Here is a 15,589-nt window from a genome sequence, read left to right as displayed (position 1 = left end):
CCCCCTACAATGGCTTGACAACACCTGCGGCACTTGGGACCACCCATGCCAAGTTGCACGAGGCTCCAATGACCCAGAAAACCATCCTTCGCGCCCTTGCGGGTGAAACGCTGCCCACCCCGCCGATCTGGATGATGCGGCAGGCGGGTCGCTACCTGCCGGAATACCGGGCCACCCGCGCGCAGGCGGGGGATTTCCTGTCTCTGTGCTACAATCCGGAACTTGCGGCCGAAGTGACGCTTCAACCAATCCGCCGCTACGGGTTCGACGCGGCGATCCTGTTTGCCGATATCCTCCTGCTGCCGCAGGCTCTGGGCGCTGATCTGTGGTTCGTGACCGGCGAAGGGCCGCGTCTGTCCACCGTGACCACCGGTGCCGAACTGGCCGCGCTGAAGCCCAAAGAGGCGATCCACGACACCCTGTCGCCGGTCTATGAAACCGTGCGCATCCTGTCGCGGGAACTGCCCAAGGAAACCACGCTGATCGGTTTTGCCGGGGCGCCCTGGACCGTGGCGACCTATATGATCGCCGGGCGCGGCACGCCGGATCAGGGTCCGGCCCACGCGCTCAAAGATTCGGATAGGGCGACCTTTCAGGGCATTATTGATCTGTTGACCGACGCGACCGTCGATTACCTGTCTGCCCAGATCGAGGCCGGGGCCGAAGTGGTCAAGATCTTCGACAGCTGGGCGGGCAGCCTGCAGGGCGCAGATTTCCACGATTTTGCTGTGGAACCAGCCCGCAAGATCACCGCCGCGATCAAGGAACGCCACCCCGGTATCCCGGTCATTGCCTTCCCGCGCGGCGCGGGTGAACGCTATGCGGGGTTGCATCAGGCCATCGGCGCGGACTGCATCGCGCTGGATGACGGGGTGACCGCGGATTGGGCGGCGGCGAACGTGCAGACCGGCGGATGCGTTCAGGGCAACCTGAAATCCTCTCATATGGTGACGGGCGGCGATGATCTGGTTCGGGAAACCCGGCGGATCGTCGATGCCCTGTCGAAAGGGCCGCACATCTTCAACCTCGGCCACGGGATCACCCCGGATGCGGACCCTGAAAACGTGCAGTTGATGATCGACACGGTGCGGGCGGGCGGCTGACCTAGTTTTTGCCTCCCGGCAAAAGAACCTCATCCTTCCTCTGGTATGGCCGAATTGCGCGTGAATTGCGTGAGGCCGGGTTGCGGACCTAGCGGTCATTTCTAGCCCCGGTTCGAAGCGCGCCGTAGGTGCCGGTCCATCGCCATACCGCCCCCCGGGCTGGCGATCGGCCACACTTCGAATGGCGCGATTGTGCCCAAAGTTGCCACCTGTCCGTTTCGGTGAAGTCCCCGTTACACATGTTCGGTCGCGATCACCGGTCGGTTGACGCCACGTGACGGTTGATTCGGAGGCATGCGACCGGAATCCTTCTGGCGCAAACCCGGAGAACCCCAATGATCCCGACCCTGCGTGTTCTGATCCACATGGGCACCCTTCAACGCCTGCTTCCTTTCTGGCTCTTGGGCGTGATCACCATCTTCCTATGGTTCACCCCATGGCTTTTCCTGGCGATCGTCTATGGGATCGTTATGCAGTTCTTTGTCGAATATGCGATGCACCGCTTTCTGCTGCATCGGGAACCGCCGACCGATCAAGGGGTGTTCAACCAACTTTATCGCAGCCATATCGCCCATCACGAATTTCCCGGCGACGCGGAATTCTTCACCGGGGGCGACCATTGGTATCCGCTGCGGTTCGGGCTGATCTCCTTTACCATTCACACTGTTCTGCTCTGGCCGTTCCTCGGGATCGGCGAGGCGGCGCTTTTCGCCTATGTCGCGCTGTTCGTCGGATCGGTCAGCGGGTTTGCCTTTTATGAATACTGCCATACGCTGGCGCATCTGAACGTGCGGAAGGGGTGGTTCGGCCAACGGGTGACCCGCAAACATCTTGCCCACCATTTTCAGGACCACGAGGCGACGTTCCACGTCAGCCTTGGGATGGAGTGGATCGACCGGCTGTTTGGCACCGCCCACGACCCGGATACCGCCCGCGCCCGCTATGACCGGGACACGATCCTGTCGATGGGGATGGACCCCGAAGACCTGCGCCTTGTGACCGCGCGCAAGGCCTATGGGATCAATAAGGTGCCACGGGGCCGCGCCGCGCGCGCCAGCAAACCGGCCTCTTGATCCGATCTGGCCTTGCGGGGACAGTAGGGCACCCTTCCGACCAAAGGCACCCCGATGTCCCCAGATGATCTTGTCGTGACCCCGACCGGCTTGCGCTTTGGCGGGCGGATCTACCCCTGCACCCGTGGCCGGGGCGGCGTGACCGACACCAAGGTTGAAGGGGACGGCGGGACGCCACGCGGATCGCACCGTATCGTGGGGCTGCTCTATCGACCGGATCGGATCGCGCCCCCTGCCGACTGGGCCATTCCGATCCGGCTCGGTGACCTGTGGTCAGACGACTCCGAAGCGCCCGACTACAACCTGCAGGTCCGGGCCCCCTACTCCCGCAGTCACGAGACGCTGCGGCGGGCCGACCCGATGTATGACCTTATCCTGATCACCGATTGGAACTGGCCACGGGCCGAGCCCGGTCGGGGATCGGCGATATTTGTTCACCAATGGCGCAGGCCGGGGTATCCGACGGCGGGGTGCATCGGGCTGCGGCGTGATCACCTGCACGCAATCGCCGGTCAGGTCGCACCCGGTACCCGGCTGATCGTGCTGTAATCAGGAATAATCGCGTTCGCCGAAGATGGCAGAGCCGACCCGAACATGGGTCGCGCCGAAACTGATTGCCTTCTCGAAATCGCCAGACATGCCCATGGACAGGCCCGCAAGGCCATTGCGTTCGGCCATTTTGGCCAAGAGCGCGAAATGCATCGACGGTTCCTCATCCACCGGCGGGATGCACATCAACCCCACGACCGGCAGATCAAGCGCGCGGCACTCTGCGACGAAACCATCCACTTCCGCGGGCAGCGCCCCGGCCTTTTGCGGCTCTTCGCCGGTGTTGACCTGGATGAACAGGTCGGGGCAGTGGCCCATTTCCTGCGCCAGCCGCGCCAGCGTATGCGCCAGTTTCGGACGATCGACCGAGTGGATCGCCTGCGCCAGGTCCATCGCCTGACGGGCCTTGTTCGTTTGCAGAGGGCCAATCAGATGCAGCTCGATCCCGTCGTAGATCTTGCGAAAATCGGGCCATTTCCCGGCCGCCTCCTGCACCTTGTTTTCGCCGAACACCCGATGTCCTTCGTCCAACACGGCGGCGACTCGCTCGTTCGGTTGGACCTTGGAAACGGCGATCAATGTCACCGATCCCGGCGTGCGGCCAGCAGCCAAAGTAGCGGTTTCGATGCGGGCTTTGATCTCTGACAGGGACAAGGGCGGGCTCCGTTCCGGGCGGGTTTTATTCAACGGTTCCTGCATTATAGGCCACGATCGGCCCTGTCACGATCCAAATCGGGCTGCATCGTGTGTGGCGCAGTTGCATCATATCCCCGCAAGACGGGCGATTGTCGGGGCAATTTGCTTGAGTGTGCGGGGGGATAGGAGCAAACACACCATCAATGCTGGTTCAACTGGCATTCTCGGGAATGCAAACACGAGGGAAAAACCATGAAAAGCATCCTTCTCGCTTCTGCTTCGGTTATCGGCCTTGCCGGTGCCGCTGCTGCTGAAGTGACCTTCGGTGGCGACGCCACCTTCGGCTACAACAACGACGACACCACCGGTGATCACTCCGGCTTCTACTGGTCGGGCAACGTTGCCGTGACCATGTCGCAGACTCTCGACAACGGCCTGACCGTGTCGGCGACCTTCGACTGGGACATCGACAACCACGGCTGGGGCATCATCGAAGGCGATGACAACCACACCGCAACCGGCGGCTACGTCCTGGCTCTGACCTCGGACAATGCTGGCCTGTACTTCGGCGACACCGACATGTCCGCTGACATGCACTGGTCCGGCGTTTCCGGCATGGAAGCCGACTCGTTCGACGAAGACCGTGTTGGCGACGCTGTCCTGCGTGGCGAATACACCTTCGGCGACATCACCGCCTCCGTTTCGTACAACGTGTACGAAGAGGGCGACATGGACGCCATGCAGTTCGCTGTTGTTGGCTCGCTCGGCGGCGCTTCCTTCGGCCTGGCCTACCAGGACGCTGACGGTGACTCCGGCGACGAAATCTTCGGCATCTCCGTTGGCACCACCCTGGGCGGCGCTGACCTGTCGCTGGCCTATGCCGACAACTCGAACGGCGAAAGCTCGATCGGTCTCGGCGTGTCCTACCCGGTTGGCCCGGTCACCCTGGGCATGACCTACGCCATGAACGAAGTTGCTGACGACGCTTGGGAAATCACCGTTGGCTACGCCGACGGCCCGATCACCGTCGACGTCGCTTTCGACTCCACCGAAGACTGGTCGCTGGAAGGCTCCTATGACGTCGGCAACGGCATCATGGTTTACGCCGGTCTGGCTGACGCTGGCGACGACATCTACGTCGGCGGCACCTACGATCTGGGCGGCGGCGCTTCGCTGCTGATCTCCTACGCTGACGACGGCAACCTGGACTCCGGTTCGGCTGACGACGAAATCGGCGCTCAGGAATACCAGAACGGCATGACCGTTGAGGTTTCCTTCGAGTTCTAATCGAACCCGAAGATCGACCTAAGGAGAGCGGGCTTCGGCCCGCTCTTTCTTTTTGGCGAATGTGACGGAGTACGAACGCCCCTAAGCACCGTGCGCGCTGCCGGGCTTTCAAAGTGGGCAGGGTGACTGCTAGTCGCCAATGCCGTTCGGATAGAGTGCTTCCAGCTCTTTCTTCAATGGCTCCAGAAACTGCTCGTACCTTTTCCAGCGCCTGACTGACGACTGATAGATCGGCTGGCGAACCTGCCAGGCAGAAAAGGTCTTGGCCCGGTTTTCGGTCTCTCGGAATCGCAGGCAGGCATCATTCCATTCGAGCCCCAGAAAACCGATGACTTTCCGCGCCGTATCCTCGGAATTATCGACCATGTCTTCGTAGTGGACGTCCATTATCGGGTTGGGAAGAATCGTTTTCCAATGCGCCATCAGGTCGATGTGTTCCCGATAATACTGCCCCAATGAAGCAAGATCGTCCGTGTAGCTGTGCCACGACGAAAGGCGTTGCAGATAGCAGGCAACACAGTTGTCCATCGGGTCACGGCGTGCATGAATGATCCGTGCCTTTGGAAACATGCGCGCGAACAGCCCCAGAAAATGGAAGTTGTGCAGGTTCTTGTCGACGACACGCAGTGCGCCTGGTCGCTTGTCGGCCGTAAGATCAAGGTAGATCTGTCTTGCTCTGTCCAGCTTTTCGTCCGAGACAGATTTGATGACCTTCGCGAGGGACGCCCCGTCTTCCTTGGGCGCGCCCAGAAACCGCGCAATTGACCGCAATGCGCCGCTTTCGCCAACTGCAGCCGTTTCCGGATGCCCTGCAATGATCTGTTCGAGAAGGGTGCTTCCGACCCGTGGCATGCCAACGATCAGCACCGGCCTTGTTTCTGGATGGGCCGTCCGCCCAAAGAAGTCAGCGATCGTAACGCGCTCCTTGATTTCCTTGACAAATGTGCCGTGCCGGCTTCGGTCATGTGAGGACGGGACGACCCCCTTTGCTTCCTTGAATAGCAGGAACGCCGTCTCGTGTTCTCCAGCATCCAGCCGAGCCTTGGCAAGCAACCCTAGCGCAAGCTGAAGCTGCGCGGATTGTGATTGTTCACGCAATGCCGGTATGACCGTTTCTTTCAAGGTGGTGATATGCGGATCGTCCGCCTTCAACCGCACCGCTTCGACATAGACCGCCATCGCCGCCAAGCTGTCAGGGTGTGTTCGGAGAATATCCCGACAGATTTCGGCCGCTTCGTCCAGCCTCCCCAAGGACCGGATCGACTTGGCATACAGAATCCGCGATGGCAGGTGATCCGCCCGCTTCCCGAGGGCCTTGTTCAGACATTTGACCGCAGTGTCGAAGTCATCCAGTTTTTCGAAGATCGTCGCCGCAACGTAGAGGGTGTCAGGGTCCCCACCACCCCTCACCAACGATGCCTGGGCGTAGCTCCTCGCATCCTCTAGGTTATTCTTGCGAAAGTTCAGTTCGGCTGCTTCACGCAGAATCTCTGGATCGGCCTTATCCACCTTCAGCGCATGTTGGATAACCTGTTCCGCGTGCGCCTCTCTACCCATATGCCGCATCAACAATCGGGCCAGCGCAGCAAGCAGCTTTACATCTTTGGGCCTGTTCCGGATCGCCTCCTGATACAGCCTCTCTGCGTCCGCAAGACGGCCCTTTTCGATCAAGGCTTCTCCTGTCTTGAGTGTTTTCACGCGGTTCAGATGCATTGCACGCTCCGTCCTGTGCCCCTAAGCCCTTGAACACTTCCCCCTTGATTGTTGCAAGTCCGCGCTATGGACTTGCCGCGAAGTGCTGTGTTGGCTAGACCTTGGTAGAGTTACAAAGGGGGCTGCCTTGCGGTTTGGTCTAGGAAGTGTTCGCGCGGGTGTCGCTGTGGCGATGGTTGCTGCATTGGCCGCCTGTGGTGGCAGCGGCAGTGGCAGTATTGGCAGCAACCCGCTTGGCAGCATTGGCAGCCTTGGTATTTCCGGCGGCGGCGCCCGCGCCAATGACAGCGCGACCCGGCAGGCGGCCCGCGTTCGTGGCACCGAAAGTGTCGCCGTGAACCGCTATCTCTGGGCGGCGTCGCTGGATGTTCTCAGCTTCCTGCCCATCGAAAGCGTCGATCCCTTCACCGGCGTGATCGTGTTCGGCTACGGCACGCCGCCGGGGGGCGGCCGCGCTTATCGCGCGACGGTTCATATCAGCGACCCGGCACTGGACGCCCGCGCCCTGAACGTGGCGTTGCAAACCCGGTCCGGCCCTGTCGCCACCGAAACCCAACTGGCGGTCGAGGATGCAATCCTGGCCCGTGCCCGTCAGCTACGGATTGCTGACGGCCGCCTATAGAAACCGCCCGCAAAACCAAGTAAACGAACGCCGGGCCACAGCGCCCGGCGTTTTCCTGTCCCCCATATGGACCCAGACCGACCCATGTCACGCTATTCCCCCGCCGAGATCGAATCCAAATGGCAAAAGTCCTGGGACGAAGCCGGAATCTTCCGCGCCACCCGGACCGCCGACAAGCCGAAATACTACGTGCTCGAGATGTTCCCCTATCCTTCGGGGCGCATCCACATTGGACACGTCCGCAACTACACGATGGGCGACGTGGTCGCGCGCTACAAGAAGGCGCAGGGGTTCAACGTTCTGCACCCGATGGGCTGGGATGCCTTCGGGATGCCGGCGGAAAACGCGGCGATGGCTTCGGGCGGGCATCCGAAGGACTGGACCTACGCCAACATCGACGTGATGAAATCGCAGATGAAGCCGCTGGGCTGGTCGCTGGACTGGTCCCGCGAACTGGCGACCTGCGACGCGGAATATTACGGCCAGCAACAGGCGCTGTTCCTTGATATGCTGGAAAAAGGATTGGTCTACCGCAAGAACGCCGTGGTCAACTGGGACCCGGTCGATATGACCGTTCTGGCCAACGAACAGGTGATCGACGGCAAGGGCTGGCGGTCCGGGGCCGAGGTTGAACGGCGCGAACTGACCCAATGGTTTTTCAAGATCTCGGACTTCTCCGAAGATTTGCTGGACGCTATCGACGGGCTGGATGACTGGCCCGCCAAGGTGAAGCTGATGCAGGCCAACTGGATCGGCAAGTCACGCGGGTTGCAGTTTGCCTTTGAACGCACCGATGGCGGCACCCCGATCGAGGTTTATACCACGCGCCCCGACACGCTGATGGGCGCGTCTTTTGTCGGTATTTCGCCCGATCACCTGCTGGCCAAGGACCTGGCCGCGACCAACCCGGCCGTGGCCGAGTTCCGCGCCCAATGCGCCAAGGGTGGCACCACCGAAGAGGCGCTGGAAAAGGCCGAGAAGCTGGGCTTTGACACCGGCATCACCGTGCGCCACCCGCTGAACCCGGAGTGGGAGCTGCCGGTCTGGATCGCCAACTTCATCCTGATGGACTACGGCACCGGCGCGATTTTTGCCTGCCCGGCCCATGACCAACGCGACCTTGATTTCTGCCGGAAATACGATCTTCCGGTTGTCGATACCTTCTTTGCGCTCGACGACCCGAAACCGGTGGAGGCAGAGGCCTTCGTGCCGCCGAAAACCGACAAGGTGAAATGGGTCAACCATTTCGCCGGGCTTGACGTGGCCACCGGCGAGGAAGCGATCAACGCCACCATCGACTTTGCCGAAGCCGCAGGCTGGGGCAAGGGCGTGACCAAGTTCCGCCTGCGCGATTGGGGCCTGTCGCGGCAACGCTATTGGGGGTGTCCGATCCCTGTTGTGCATTGCGACGCCTGCGGGGTCGTCCCCGAGAAGAAGGAAAACCTGCCGGTCGAGCTGCCCTATGACGAAGGCGGCAAGCCGATTGATTTCTCTATTCCCGGAAACCCGCTGGATCGCCACCCGACCTGGCGCGACTGCGCCTGCCCGTCCTGCGGTGCCCCCGCCCGGCGCGAGACAGACACGATGGATACCTTCGTGGATTCGTCCTGGTACTATGCCCGCTTCACCGCGCCGCGCGCCGACACGCCCACGGTGATGGAGGAGGCCGAGTACTGGATGAACGTCGACCAGTATATCGGCGGCATCGAACACGCGATTCTGCACCTTCTGTATTCCCGGTTTTTCGCCCGCGCGATGAACCTGACCGGCCACCTGCCCGAGAAGAGCCGCGAGCCGTTCAATGCCCTGTTCACCCAAGGCATGGTGACCCACGCGATCTATCAGACCCGCGACGCCGATGGCCGCGCCGTCTATCACTTCCCCGAAGATGTTGTGGAGTTCAGTGGGAAAGACGGAAAGAAATATGCGGCTTTGAAAGATGGCCTTGGCGACCTGACTGGTGCGGCGGAACGACTTGCGCAAGCGCATATGGAGGGCAAGCTTGCCGAACACGACTTGGTCGAACTAATCCCCTCTGCCAAGATGTCCAAGTCCAAGAAGAACGTCGTCGACCCGGTCAACATCGTGCAGCAATACGGGGCAGACACCGCCCGCTGGTTCGTGTTGTCCGACAGCCCGCCGGAACGGGACGTGGAGTGGACCGCCTCGGGCGCAGAAGCGGCAAGCAAGCACCTTGCCCGCGTGCATCGCATCGTGTCCGACATCTGCGAGATGGAAGACGGGGACGGGGCCGAAGACCTCGACCTGCGCCGCGCCATGCACAAATGCATCGACGACGTGACCAAGGGCGTCGAAAGCTTTGGCTTCAACGCAGCCATTGCCAAGCTCTATGCCTTCACCAACACCCTGCAAAAAACCAAGGCCGGCGGCACCGCCCGCAAGGAGGCCGCGAAGGTTCTGGCGCAACTGATGTCCCCGATGACGCCGCACCTGTCCGAGGAACTTTGGCAGATGCTGGGCGGCGAAGGTCTGATCTCGGTTGCGGCCTGGCCGGTGGCCGATGCAGCCATGTTGGTCGAAGACACCGTGACCCTGCCGATCCAGATCAACGGCAAACGGAAGGCGGAAATCGTCCTGCCCAAGGACATGGGCAAGGAAGAGGTTGAAAAGGCCGTCCTTGCCGATGATGCTGTGGCAAAGGCGCTGGCAGGGGCCAGCCCGAAGAAAGTCATCGTTGTCCCCGGCCGGATCGTGAACCTTGTCATCTAGACCCCAGACCAGCCCGCTGACCCGCCGCGCAATCCTTTTCGGGGGGTGCGCGGCACTGGCGGGCTGCGGCTTTGCCCCCGTCTATGGCACAGGTGGACAGGCCGCCGCGCTGCGCAATGCGACCGTGGTCGAGACCGAAGACACTGTCGAAGGCTACCGGATCCGGCAACATTTGGAGGACCGGCTTGGTATCGCCGCGACCGCACGCTTCCGGCTTTCGATCACCGTTGATGTGACGCGCCGCGCGGTTGCTGTCGCCTCTGACAACAACACCACGCGGCAACGGTTGGAAGGCGCGGCCTCTTACCGCCTGATCAATGACGCAGGCCAGGTTGTCACCCATGGCACCGTCAGCACCTTTACCGCCTATTCTACAACCGGCAGCACGGTTGCCACCGCCGCGGCCGAGGAAGACGCGCAGGACCGATTGATGATCGCCCTCGGCGACCTGGTCGTGACCCGCCTGATCGCCGCCGCGCCGCAATGAAACTGCCGCCCCGAGACGCCGCCGCCTATTTCCGGAAACCGGACCCGGCCAAGACCGGGTTGCTGATTTTTGGACAGGATGCGATGCGCGTGGCGCAGCGGAGGCAAGAAGTGATCGCCGCCCTTGTCGGGCCCGAGGGCGAGGCCGAAATGCGGCTTGCCCGTATCCCGGCGTCCGACCTGCGCAAGGATCCGGCCATGTTGCTGGACGCGGTCAAGGCGCAGGGGTTCTTTCCCGGTCCCCGGGTCGCCTTTGTCGAAGATGCGACTGACGGGCTGGCCAAAACGATCGAGGCCGCACTTCAGGATTGGAAAGATGGCGACGCGCAGGTGATCGTGACCGCCGGCCAACTGACCGCGAAGTCGGCCCTACGAAAGCTGTTCGAGGCGCACCCGAATACCTATTCGGTCGGCATTTACGACGAGCCGCCAAGCCGCGACGAGGTTGAGGCGGCGCTGTCCCATGCCGGGCTGACACAGGTCGGGCGTGAGGCAATGGACGCCATCCTTGCCCTGTCCCGCACTCTGGACCCCGGCGATTTCCGCCAGACCATCGAAAAGCTGGGGCTCTACAAGCGGGGCGACGCGACCGACCTGACCATCGACGATATCACCGCCTGCGCGCCCCAATCGACCGAGGCCGATCTGGATGATGTTCTGTCCGTCGTGGCCGAGGCCCGGGTGCAGGAGATCGGGCCGGTCCTGAAACGGATCTACGCACAGGGCGTCAACCCTGTGGGTCTTTGCATCGGCGCGACCCGCCATTTCCGGACCCTGCACCTTGTCGCCTCGGACCCGGGCGGGCCCTCTGCCGGGATCGGACGAATGCGCCCGCCGATCTTTGGGCCGCGCCGCGATGCCATTGTGCGGCAGGCAAGCAATTGGGGGCGTGACCGGCTGGAACAGGCGCTGATGCTGTTGACGGACACGGACCTTCAGCTTCGGTCATCATCCCGCACGCCGCAGCACGCGCTTGTCGAAAGGGCACTTATTCGTCTTGCAATGATGGCCCGCCGATCCTGACGCCCCGCAGCACGCGCCGCCCAAGGAAAGTGGCAAGGATGATCTTCGCATCCAGTGGCAGGGAACGTTCGTTCAACCAGTCTTCATCAACCCGAGCGAGCCGCTCCGGGTCGCGCATGTCGATGCCGTTGACTTGGGCCCAGCCGGTGATTCCCGGCCGAACCTTCAGGACACCGCGCGCCTGCCGTGCCGCGATCAGGTCGGTCTGAACCGGCAGGCAGGGTCGCGGCCCGACGAACGCCATATCGCCACGGATCAGGTTCAGGACCTGCGGCAGTTCATCCAGCTTTGCCCGCCGCAGGATCCGGCCGATGGGCGTCACGGCGCTTTCTGGTACCTCGTGCGTTCCGGCCACCTTAGTCCCTTCGGCCATGGTCCGAAACTTGTAACACCTGAAGATCCTGCCATTCCGGCCAACCCGGTCCTGCGCCAAGACGCCCGGTCCCGGCGACCCGAGTTTGACGCCCACCCAGATACCAAGAAGCAGCCACCAGAACCCAAAGATGACAATCGCGGAAAAGAGCAGATCAAAGGCCCGATGCGCAAAGGCATATGTCACCGAGTCATCTTGCCGGTCAGTCAGCACGCGGAACCCCGGTCCACCGGTTTCGATTGCATCGCACAGGCGGCCGATCGAAGTGGTCGGACGAAGCGACATCAGAACTGACAGCGCAATTGGCCGCAAGGGGACCGGCAGGCGCTGCGCCCGGCCCAGCCTGCCGGCCGCCATACCCGCAGCGTGAACCGTGCCTAGACGGTAGATGCTCAGCGTCGGGTCGTCTGCCGCCAGCAGCGCCTGTTCCGCCTCGTGTTTGGTTTGATCGTAGGGGGCGCCACCCTTGGCCCGCGCCGCATTGATGGAAGACGCAAAGATGAACCGCTGCACGCCTGCCGCCCGCGCCGCCAATCGGGCCCTTACCGCAGCCTCGACATTGTCCGCGCGGAACTCTGCAAGCGTCCCGGACCGATTGTTGTTGCGCGCCGCAAGGTGGACAACACAATCCGCACCGGAAAAGGCCGTCGCCAGATCATCGGTTCCGAACCTTGGCAAGGTTGGCCAGGCCCCAATGATCACCTCTGGACGATCAGTCACCAGCCGCAGGTCATGTCCCCGCGCCAAGAGGCGCGGCACCAACATTCGTGCCACGAAGCCGGATGCCCCAGTCAGGACGATCAGCACGCTGCCTCCACCCGTCTTTGCCCCCAGAACGCAAAAAGGGCGAGCCATCGCTGGCCCGCCCGAATTTCATGCTGTGCGTCGGATCAGGAACCCGAGGCAGAGCTTGCCGAGGCCAGCGCGATCACGCCGCCAATCAGAGCAAGCGGCAAAAGCAGACCAAAGCTACCACGGTCATCGTCCTGGACCAGAACGGTCGGCGGGGTTTCGATGACAACGGGGCTCAGGTTACCAGCCTGGGCGGCCACGCCGGACAGCGACAGGGCAACAGCGGCGATTGCGATCTTGGTTTTCATGCGAACGCTCCAACTAAAACGTAAATGTTGGCGCGATCGTAGCGCCGCGTTCCATTCGATACAACTCCAGATATTCTAAAACTGTCTGAATTGGCGGCCTGTTGCTAGATGCGCACGATGGCGACATAGCCCAATGCGGGCGATGCCAGTTCAAGCGATTGCAGAACCCGCCCGCCCCGGCCGCGCCAATAGCGGTTTGAGAATGTGAAGGCGTCGTTGGTGCAGGTTTCCTCGAAAATCGTCGTTTGGAATTCCTGGCGCAGGGCGGACAAAACCTCATCGCCTTTCCGGGTGGTTTCGCAATCGAACACCCAGGTCGTGATCTGATCCTGTCCGTCTAGCACCTCGATCACCCTTTGGTGGCGGGCACCGTCGCGAAGGATCTGGTTCAGCGGAGGTACGGCCCCGCCCATCATGTCGTTTCCAAAGCCTCGGGTCCCGACCAGACCGCCGCCACGAAGAACAATAGCCAGACCGTCAGGATGCATAAATGTGTCTTTGCCTGCGTTCTCGGCCACACGGTAAAAGCGGCCGGTTGCACCGGTTGCGACGACCTGCACGACAACAGACGGTCCATCGGGCGTCGTCCCATTACTAGGCGCAGTCGTCGCCTCGCCCGTCTTCAGAATGCGCCCGGCCACGGCGGACATCGGCGAATCCGATACCATCGGTCCGCACCCCAGAAGAAGTGCCATTGCCAGAAGGCTGGCTCCGATCCTACCTAGCGCCAAAACCGCCCCCAACTGTCTTCGTACTCAAAGATGTGGCCATCCCGGACCACATCATACAACCGTCCGTCGACGTTCAGCCGCGCCCCACCGTCCCGTGTCAGTGAACTGAGGTTGGTTTCGATCTCGCGGCGGCTGGGTTGTCCGAACGCCCAATCAAACGGCACCGTCACCCGGATGCCCTTGTCAAACGATCCTTCGCCAAAATCTTCGTAGGATACATCGGTTAGCGTAACATAGGCCCCGACCCGCCAACCGTTTTCAAGTTCCCGGTCGAGCGAGAATGTCGCGCCCCAGTCTCCGGCCAGATAGCGGCCGACATCGACTTGCGCATGGAATCCGTTGTCAAAGGCGTAATAGGCCGAAAGATGCCCCGTCACGACGTCATAATCCTGGAACCCAAGCATCATATCGTAGTCACGCTGTGCGACGTAGTTCAACTCGGCACCCAGGGCGAGCGGGCTATTGACCGGCTTCCACAGAAGTTCCGTCGACACACCACCAAACATGCGTTCAAGGTATCCGGCGGTCACCCGGGAATAAAGATTTGCACCCGGATGCCCGTACCAGGCCAGCGTCAGGTATTCGATGCCCGGATCACCTTCGGCTGCATAATAGGGCGCATTGCGCCGTACCGGCGGCAAGGTCGAGGGCGAGATTGATCCAATTTCGTCCCGGTTGCCGATCAGGCGCTTGCGGATCGCCCCCTCCAGCACAAGGTTCGGCCGGATTTCGTAACGTGCAGACAGTTCTAGCCCAAGGTCGCCACGAACGGGCTGATCACCATCGAAGATGGTCAGCTCTACATAGGGTGCGAGGCCCCACGTAAAACTGGGCCGAACATTCGCCGTCGGATCCAGCCCCGCCGCATCCCCTGCGGCCGCCACGACAGCCCGATCAAAGATAGCGCGCGCGGCCCCCGGTTCGTTTTCCAGTCTTTCGATATCACTTCGGCTCAGGGTGATCGACGCCAGCGGAATACCCGCCTGAACCGGTTCAAGCACGAAGGTTTCGATCGACCATGGGGCGACATGGGTCAGGATGCGGGCAACGCGGCCAGCGGCCTGCGCTTCGGCCCGGTAGCGCGTATTCTCATACCGCAGGCGCAAACGACGGTCGGATAATTCCAGCCCGAGAACCTCGACACCTTCCTGCGCGAGGACAGTCGTCAAGGCATCGCGAATGGCGGTATCGGGAAGGATGGACCTGTCCCAGCTTTGCGCCGCCCGTGCCCCGTCCGGCCGGACAGATACCGGGATCGGGGCGGTTTCAAGCCCGCTCGGCGCGGCGCCGGTTGTCGGGTCAAGTACGATGGTTGCCCCAACAGAAATCTCGGACCCATAAAGATAGGACGCCGACAGTTGATAGCCTGGGCGCGGCGTATAGGTCACGCCGAAATTCAACGGCGACGCCTGGTCGATTGCCGCGACGGAGACCTCGTCGACATATGCGTCAGAGGAGTATTCCAGCTTGACGCCCCAGTCCGCGTTCACCTGCCATTCCAGGCCGCCAAAGAACGCCGCGTCGCCGCGGAATAGAACATCGGTGGCGACGGTTCCCCCAACCCCGAAATCGTTCGGGGGGCGCACATCAAGTCCGAATGGGTTGCCGAACCCGCCCCGCGTGCCAAGCCGACCCCAGCCCAGCCCGCCAGTAACGCGCAGGTTGTCGCCGACGCCCTTGGTCGCAACGATGTATTCGGAGGTATAGAGACCCGTCCCGATGAAATCGCGCAACCCGATAGCGACGGCGGGGAAGACGTCTCCCTCTTCGACGATCTGATAGCGTAAATCGAAGCTGCGATCGTAGATTTCATCAAGCGTCGGAAGCCAGAAATCATCAATGTGGGAGTAGCGAAAGCTTCCCGACAAACGCGGCGTGACCTGAAAGGTAAACGTTGTCCGCTGCTGGGATGAAAAGCCGCCGATGCTCGCCGCGACTTCCGCGTCCGGGGCCATGTCCGCTGTTGGCATGTCGATCAATCCGACCTCACCGAATAGGTTATAGGTCGGCCGCCAGTCCTGCGCCGACGCCAACGTCGCGCAGGCTACAAGAGCCATGAAAGAAGTGGTCAACCTGTACAAATCGGTGGCGTGCCCCCATCGGGTGGTCCGGTTTGATTGTTAGTGCATCGTGGGCCTCTGGTCCATCGGAACGATGCTTTCT

At 61.8% G+C, this 15,589-nt stretch carries 14 protein-coding genes; 8 read left to right on the top strand and 6 right to left on the bottom strand.

Annotated features, from left to right (window positions below; genetic code table 11):
- Positions 1-68 precede the first annotated feature (68 nt).
- From hemE to U3648_RS00060, 3 genes are all read left to right on the top strand, one after another.
- Entirely contained in the window at positions 69-1,103 is a 1,035-nt protein-coding gene (gene hemE / locus U3648_RS00070; protein ID WP_420857221.1) for a uroporphyrinogen decarboxylase, read from the top strand.
- Positions 1,104-1,438: 335 nt separating this feature from the next.
- Positions 1,439-2,176 carry a sterol desaturase family protein gene (locus U3648_RS00065; RefSeq protein WP_420857220.1) on the top strand — a complete coding sequence of 246 codons (738 nt, stop codon included), beginning with the start codon at positions 1,439-1,441 and terminating at the stop codon, positions 2,174-2,176.
- A gap of 54 nt (positions 2,177-2,230) precedes the next feature.
- Complete coding sequence (locus U3648_RS00060; RefSeq protein ID WP_420857219.1) at positions 2,231-2,725, top strand: L,D-transpeptidase family protein; 495 nt, start codon at positions 2,231-2,233, stop codon at positions 2,723-2,725.
- Here the strand turns inward: U3648_RS00060 and U3648_RS00055 are convergent, their stop codons facing one another.
- Positions 2,726-3,379 carry a YggS family pyridoxal phosphate-dependent enzyme gene (locus U3648_RS00055; RefSeq protein WP_420857218.1) on the bottom strand — a complete coding sequence of 218 codons (654 nt, stop codon included), beginning with the start codon at positions 3,377-3,379 and terminating at the stop codon, positions 2,726-2,728.
- A gap of 234 nt (positions 3,380-3,613) precedes the next feature.
- Here U3648_RS00055 and U3648_RS00050 point away from each other — a divergent pair, with 234 nt between their 5' ends.
- A complete protein-coding gene (locus U3648_RS00050) occupies positions 3,614-4,648 on the top strand; it encodes a porin (protein ID WP_420857217.1) in 1,035 nt (344 codons plus the stop codon).
- A gap of 129 nt (positions 4,649-4,777) precedes the next feature.
- On the opposite strand, the gene U3648_RS00045 is transcribed toward U3648_RS00050, so the two are convergent.
- Positions 4,778-6,361: a tetratricopeptide repeat-containing sulfotransferase family protein gene (locus U3648_RS00045; protein WP_420857216.1), complete on the bottom strand. Its 1,584-nt coding sequence runs from the start codon at positions 6,359-6,361 to the stop codon at positions 4,778-4,780.
- Between the two features lie 172 nt (positions 6,362-6,533).
- Between U3648_RS00045 and U3648_RS00040 the strand changes: the two genes are divergently transcribed.
- The 4 genes from U3648_RS00040 to holA all read left to right on the top strand — a co-directional run bounded on the left by U3648_RS00040 (position 6,534) and on the right by holA (position 11,222).
- The gene (locus U3648_RS00040) at positions 6,534-6,983 is read left to right on the top strand and encodes a DUF3576 domain-containing protein (protein WP_420857682.1); all 450 of its coding nucleotides are present in this window, start codon (positions 6,534-6,536) and stop codon (positions 6,981-6,983) included.
- An 84-nt stretch (positions 6,984-7,067) separates the two neighbouring features.
- A complete protein-coding gene (gene leuS, locus U3648_RS00035; RefSeq protein ID WP_420857215.1) occupies positions 7,068-9,713 on the top strand; it encodes a leucine--tRNA ligase in 2,646 nt (881 codons plus the stop codon).
- On the top strand, positions 9,703-10,200 hold the full coding sequence (gene lptE / locus U3648_RS00030) for an LPS assembly lipoprotein LptE (RefSeq protein ID WP_420857214.1): 498 nt from the start codon (positions 9,703-9,705) through the stop codon (positions 10,198-10,200). Before leuS ends, lptE begins: the two co-directional genes overlap by 11 nt.
- A complete protein-coding gene (holA, locus tag U3648_RS00025; RefSeq protein WP_420857213.1) occupies positions 10,197-11,222 on the top strand; it encodes a DNA polymerase III subunit delta in 1,026 nt (341 codons plus the stop codon). Before lptE ends, holA begins: the two co-directional genes overlap by 4 nt.
- On the opposite strand, the gene U3648_RS00020 is transcribed toward holA, so the two are convergent.
- From U3648_RS00020 to U3648_RS00005, 4 genes are all read right to left on the bottom strand, one after another.
- Positions 11,188-12,450 carry a sugar transferase gene (locus tag U3648_RS00020; protein WP_420857212.1) on the bottom strand — a complete coding sequence of 421 codons (1,263 nt, stop codon included), beginning with the start codon at positions 12,448-12,450 and terminating at the stop codon, positions 11,188-11,190. The genes holA and U3648_RS00020 overlap by 35 nt on opposite strands.
- Positions 12,451-12,485: 35 nt before the next feature.
- Complete coding sequence (locus U3648_RS00015) at positions 12,486-12,695, bottom strand: hypothetical protein (protein WP_420857211.1); 210 nt, start codon at positions 12,693-12,695, stop codon at positions 12,486-12,488.
- Positions 12,696-12,799: 104 nt separating this feature from the next.
- Entirely contained in the window at positions 12,800-13,390 is a 591-nt protein-coding gene (locus U3648_RS00010; protein WP_420857210.1) for a YjbF family lipoprotein, read from the bottom strand.
- 26 nt (positions 13,391-13,416) lie between these two features.
- On the bottom strand, positions 13,417-15,483 hold the full coding sequence (locus tag U3648_RS00005) for a YjbH domain-containing protein (RefSeq protein ID WP_420857209.1): 2,067 nt from the start codon (positions 15,481-15,483) through the stop codon (positions 13,417-13,419).
- Positions 15,484-15,589: the final 106 nt, after the last annotated feature.

The sequence above is a fragment of the Marivivens marinus genome (genome assembly GCF_035969385.1).
Lineage (GTDB): Bacteria > Pseudomonadota > Alphaproteobacteria > Rhodobacterales > Rhodobacteraceae > SELP01.
The sequence above is the reverse complement of the archived record's forward strand: the minus strand, read 5'-3'. Positions and strand labels throughout refer to the sequence as shown.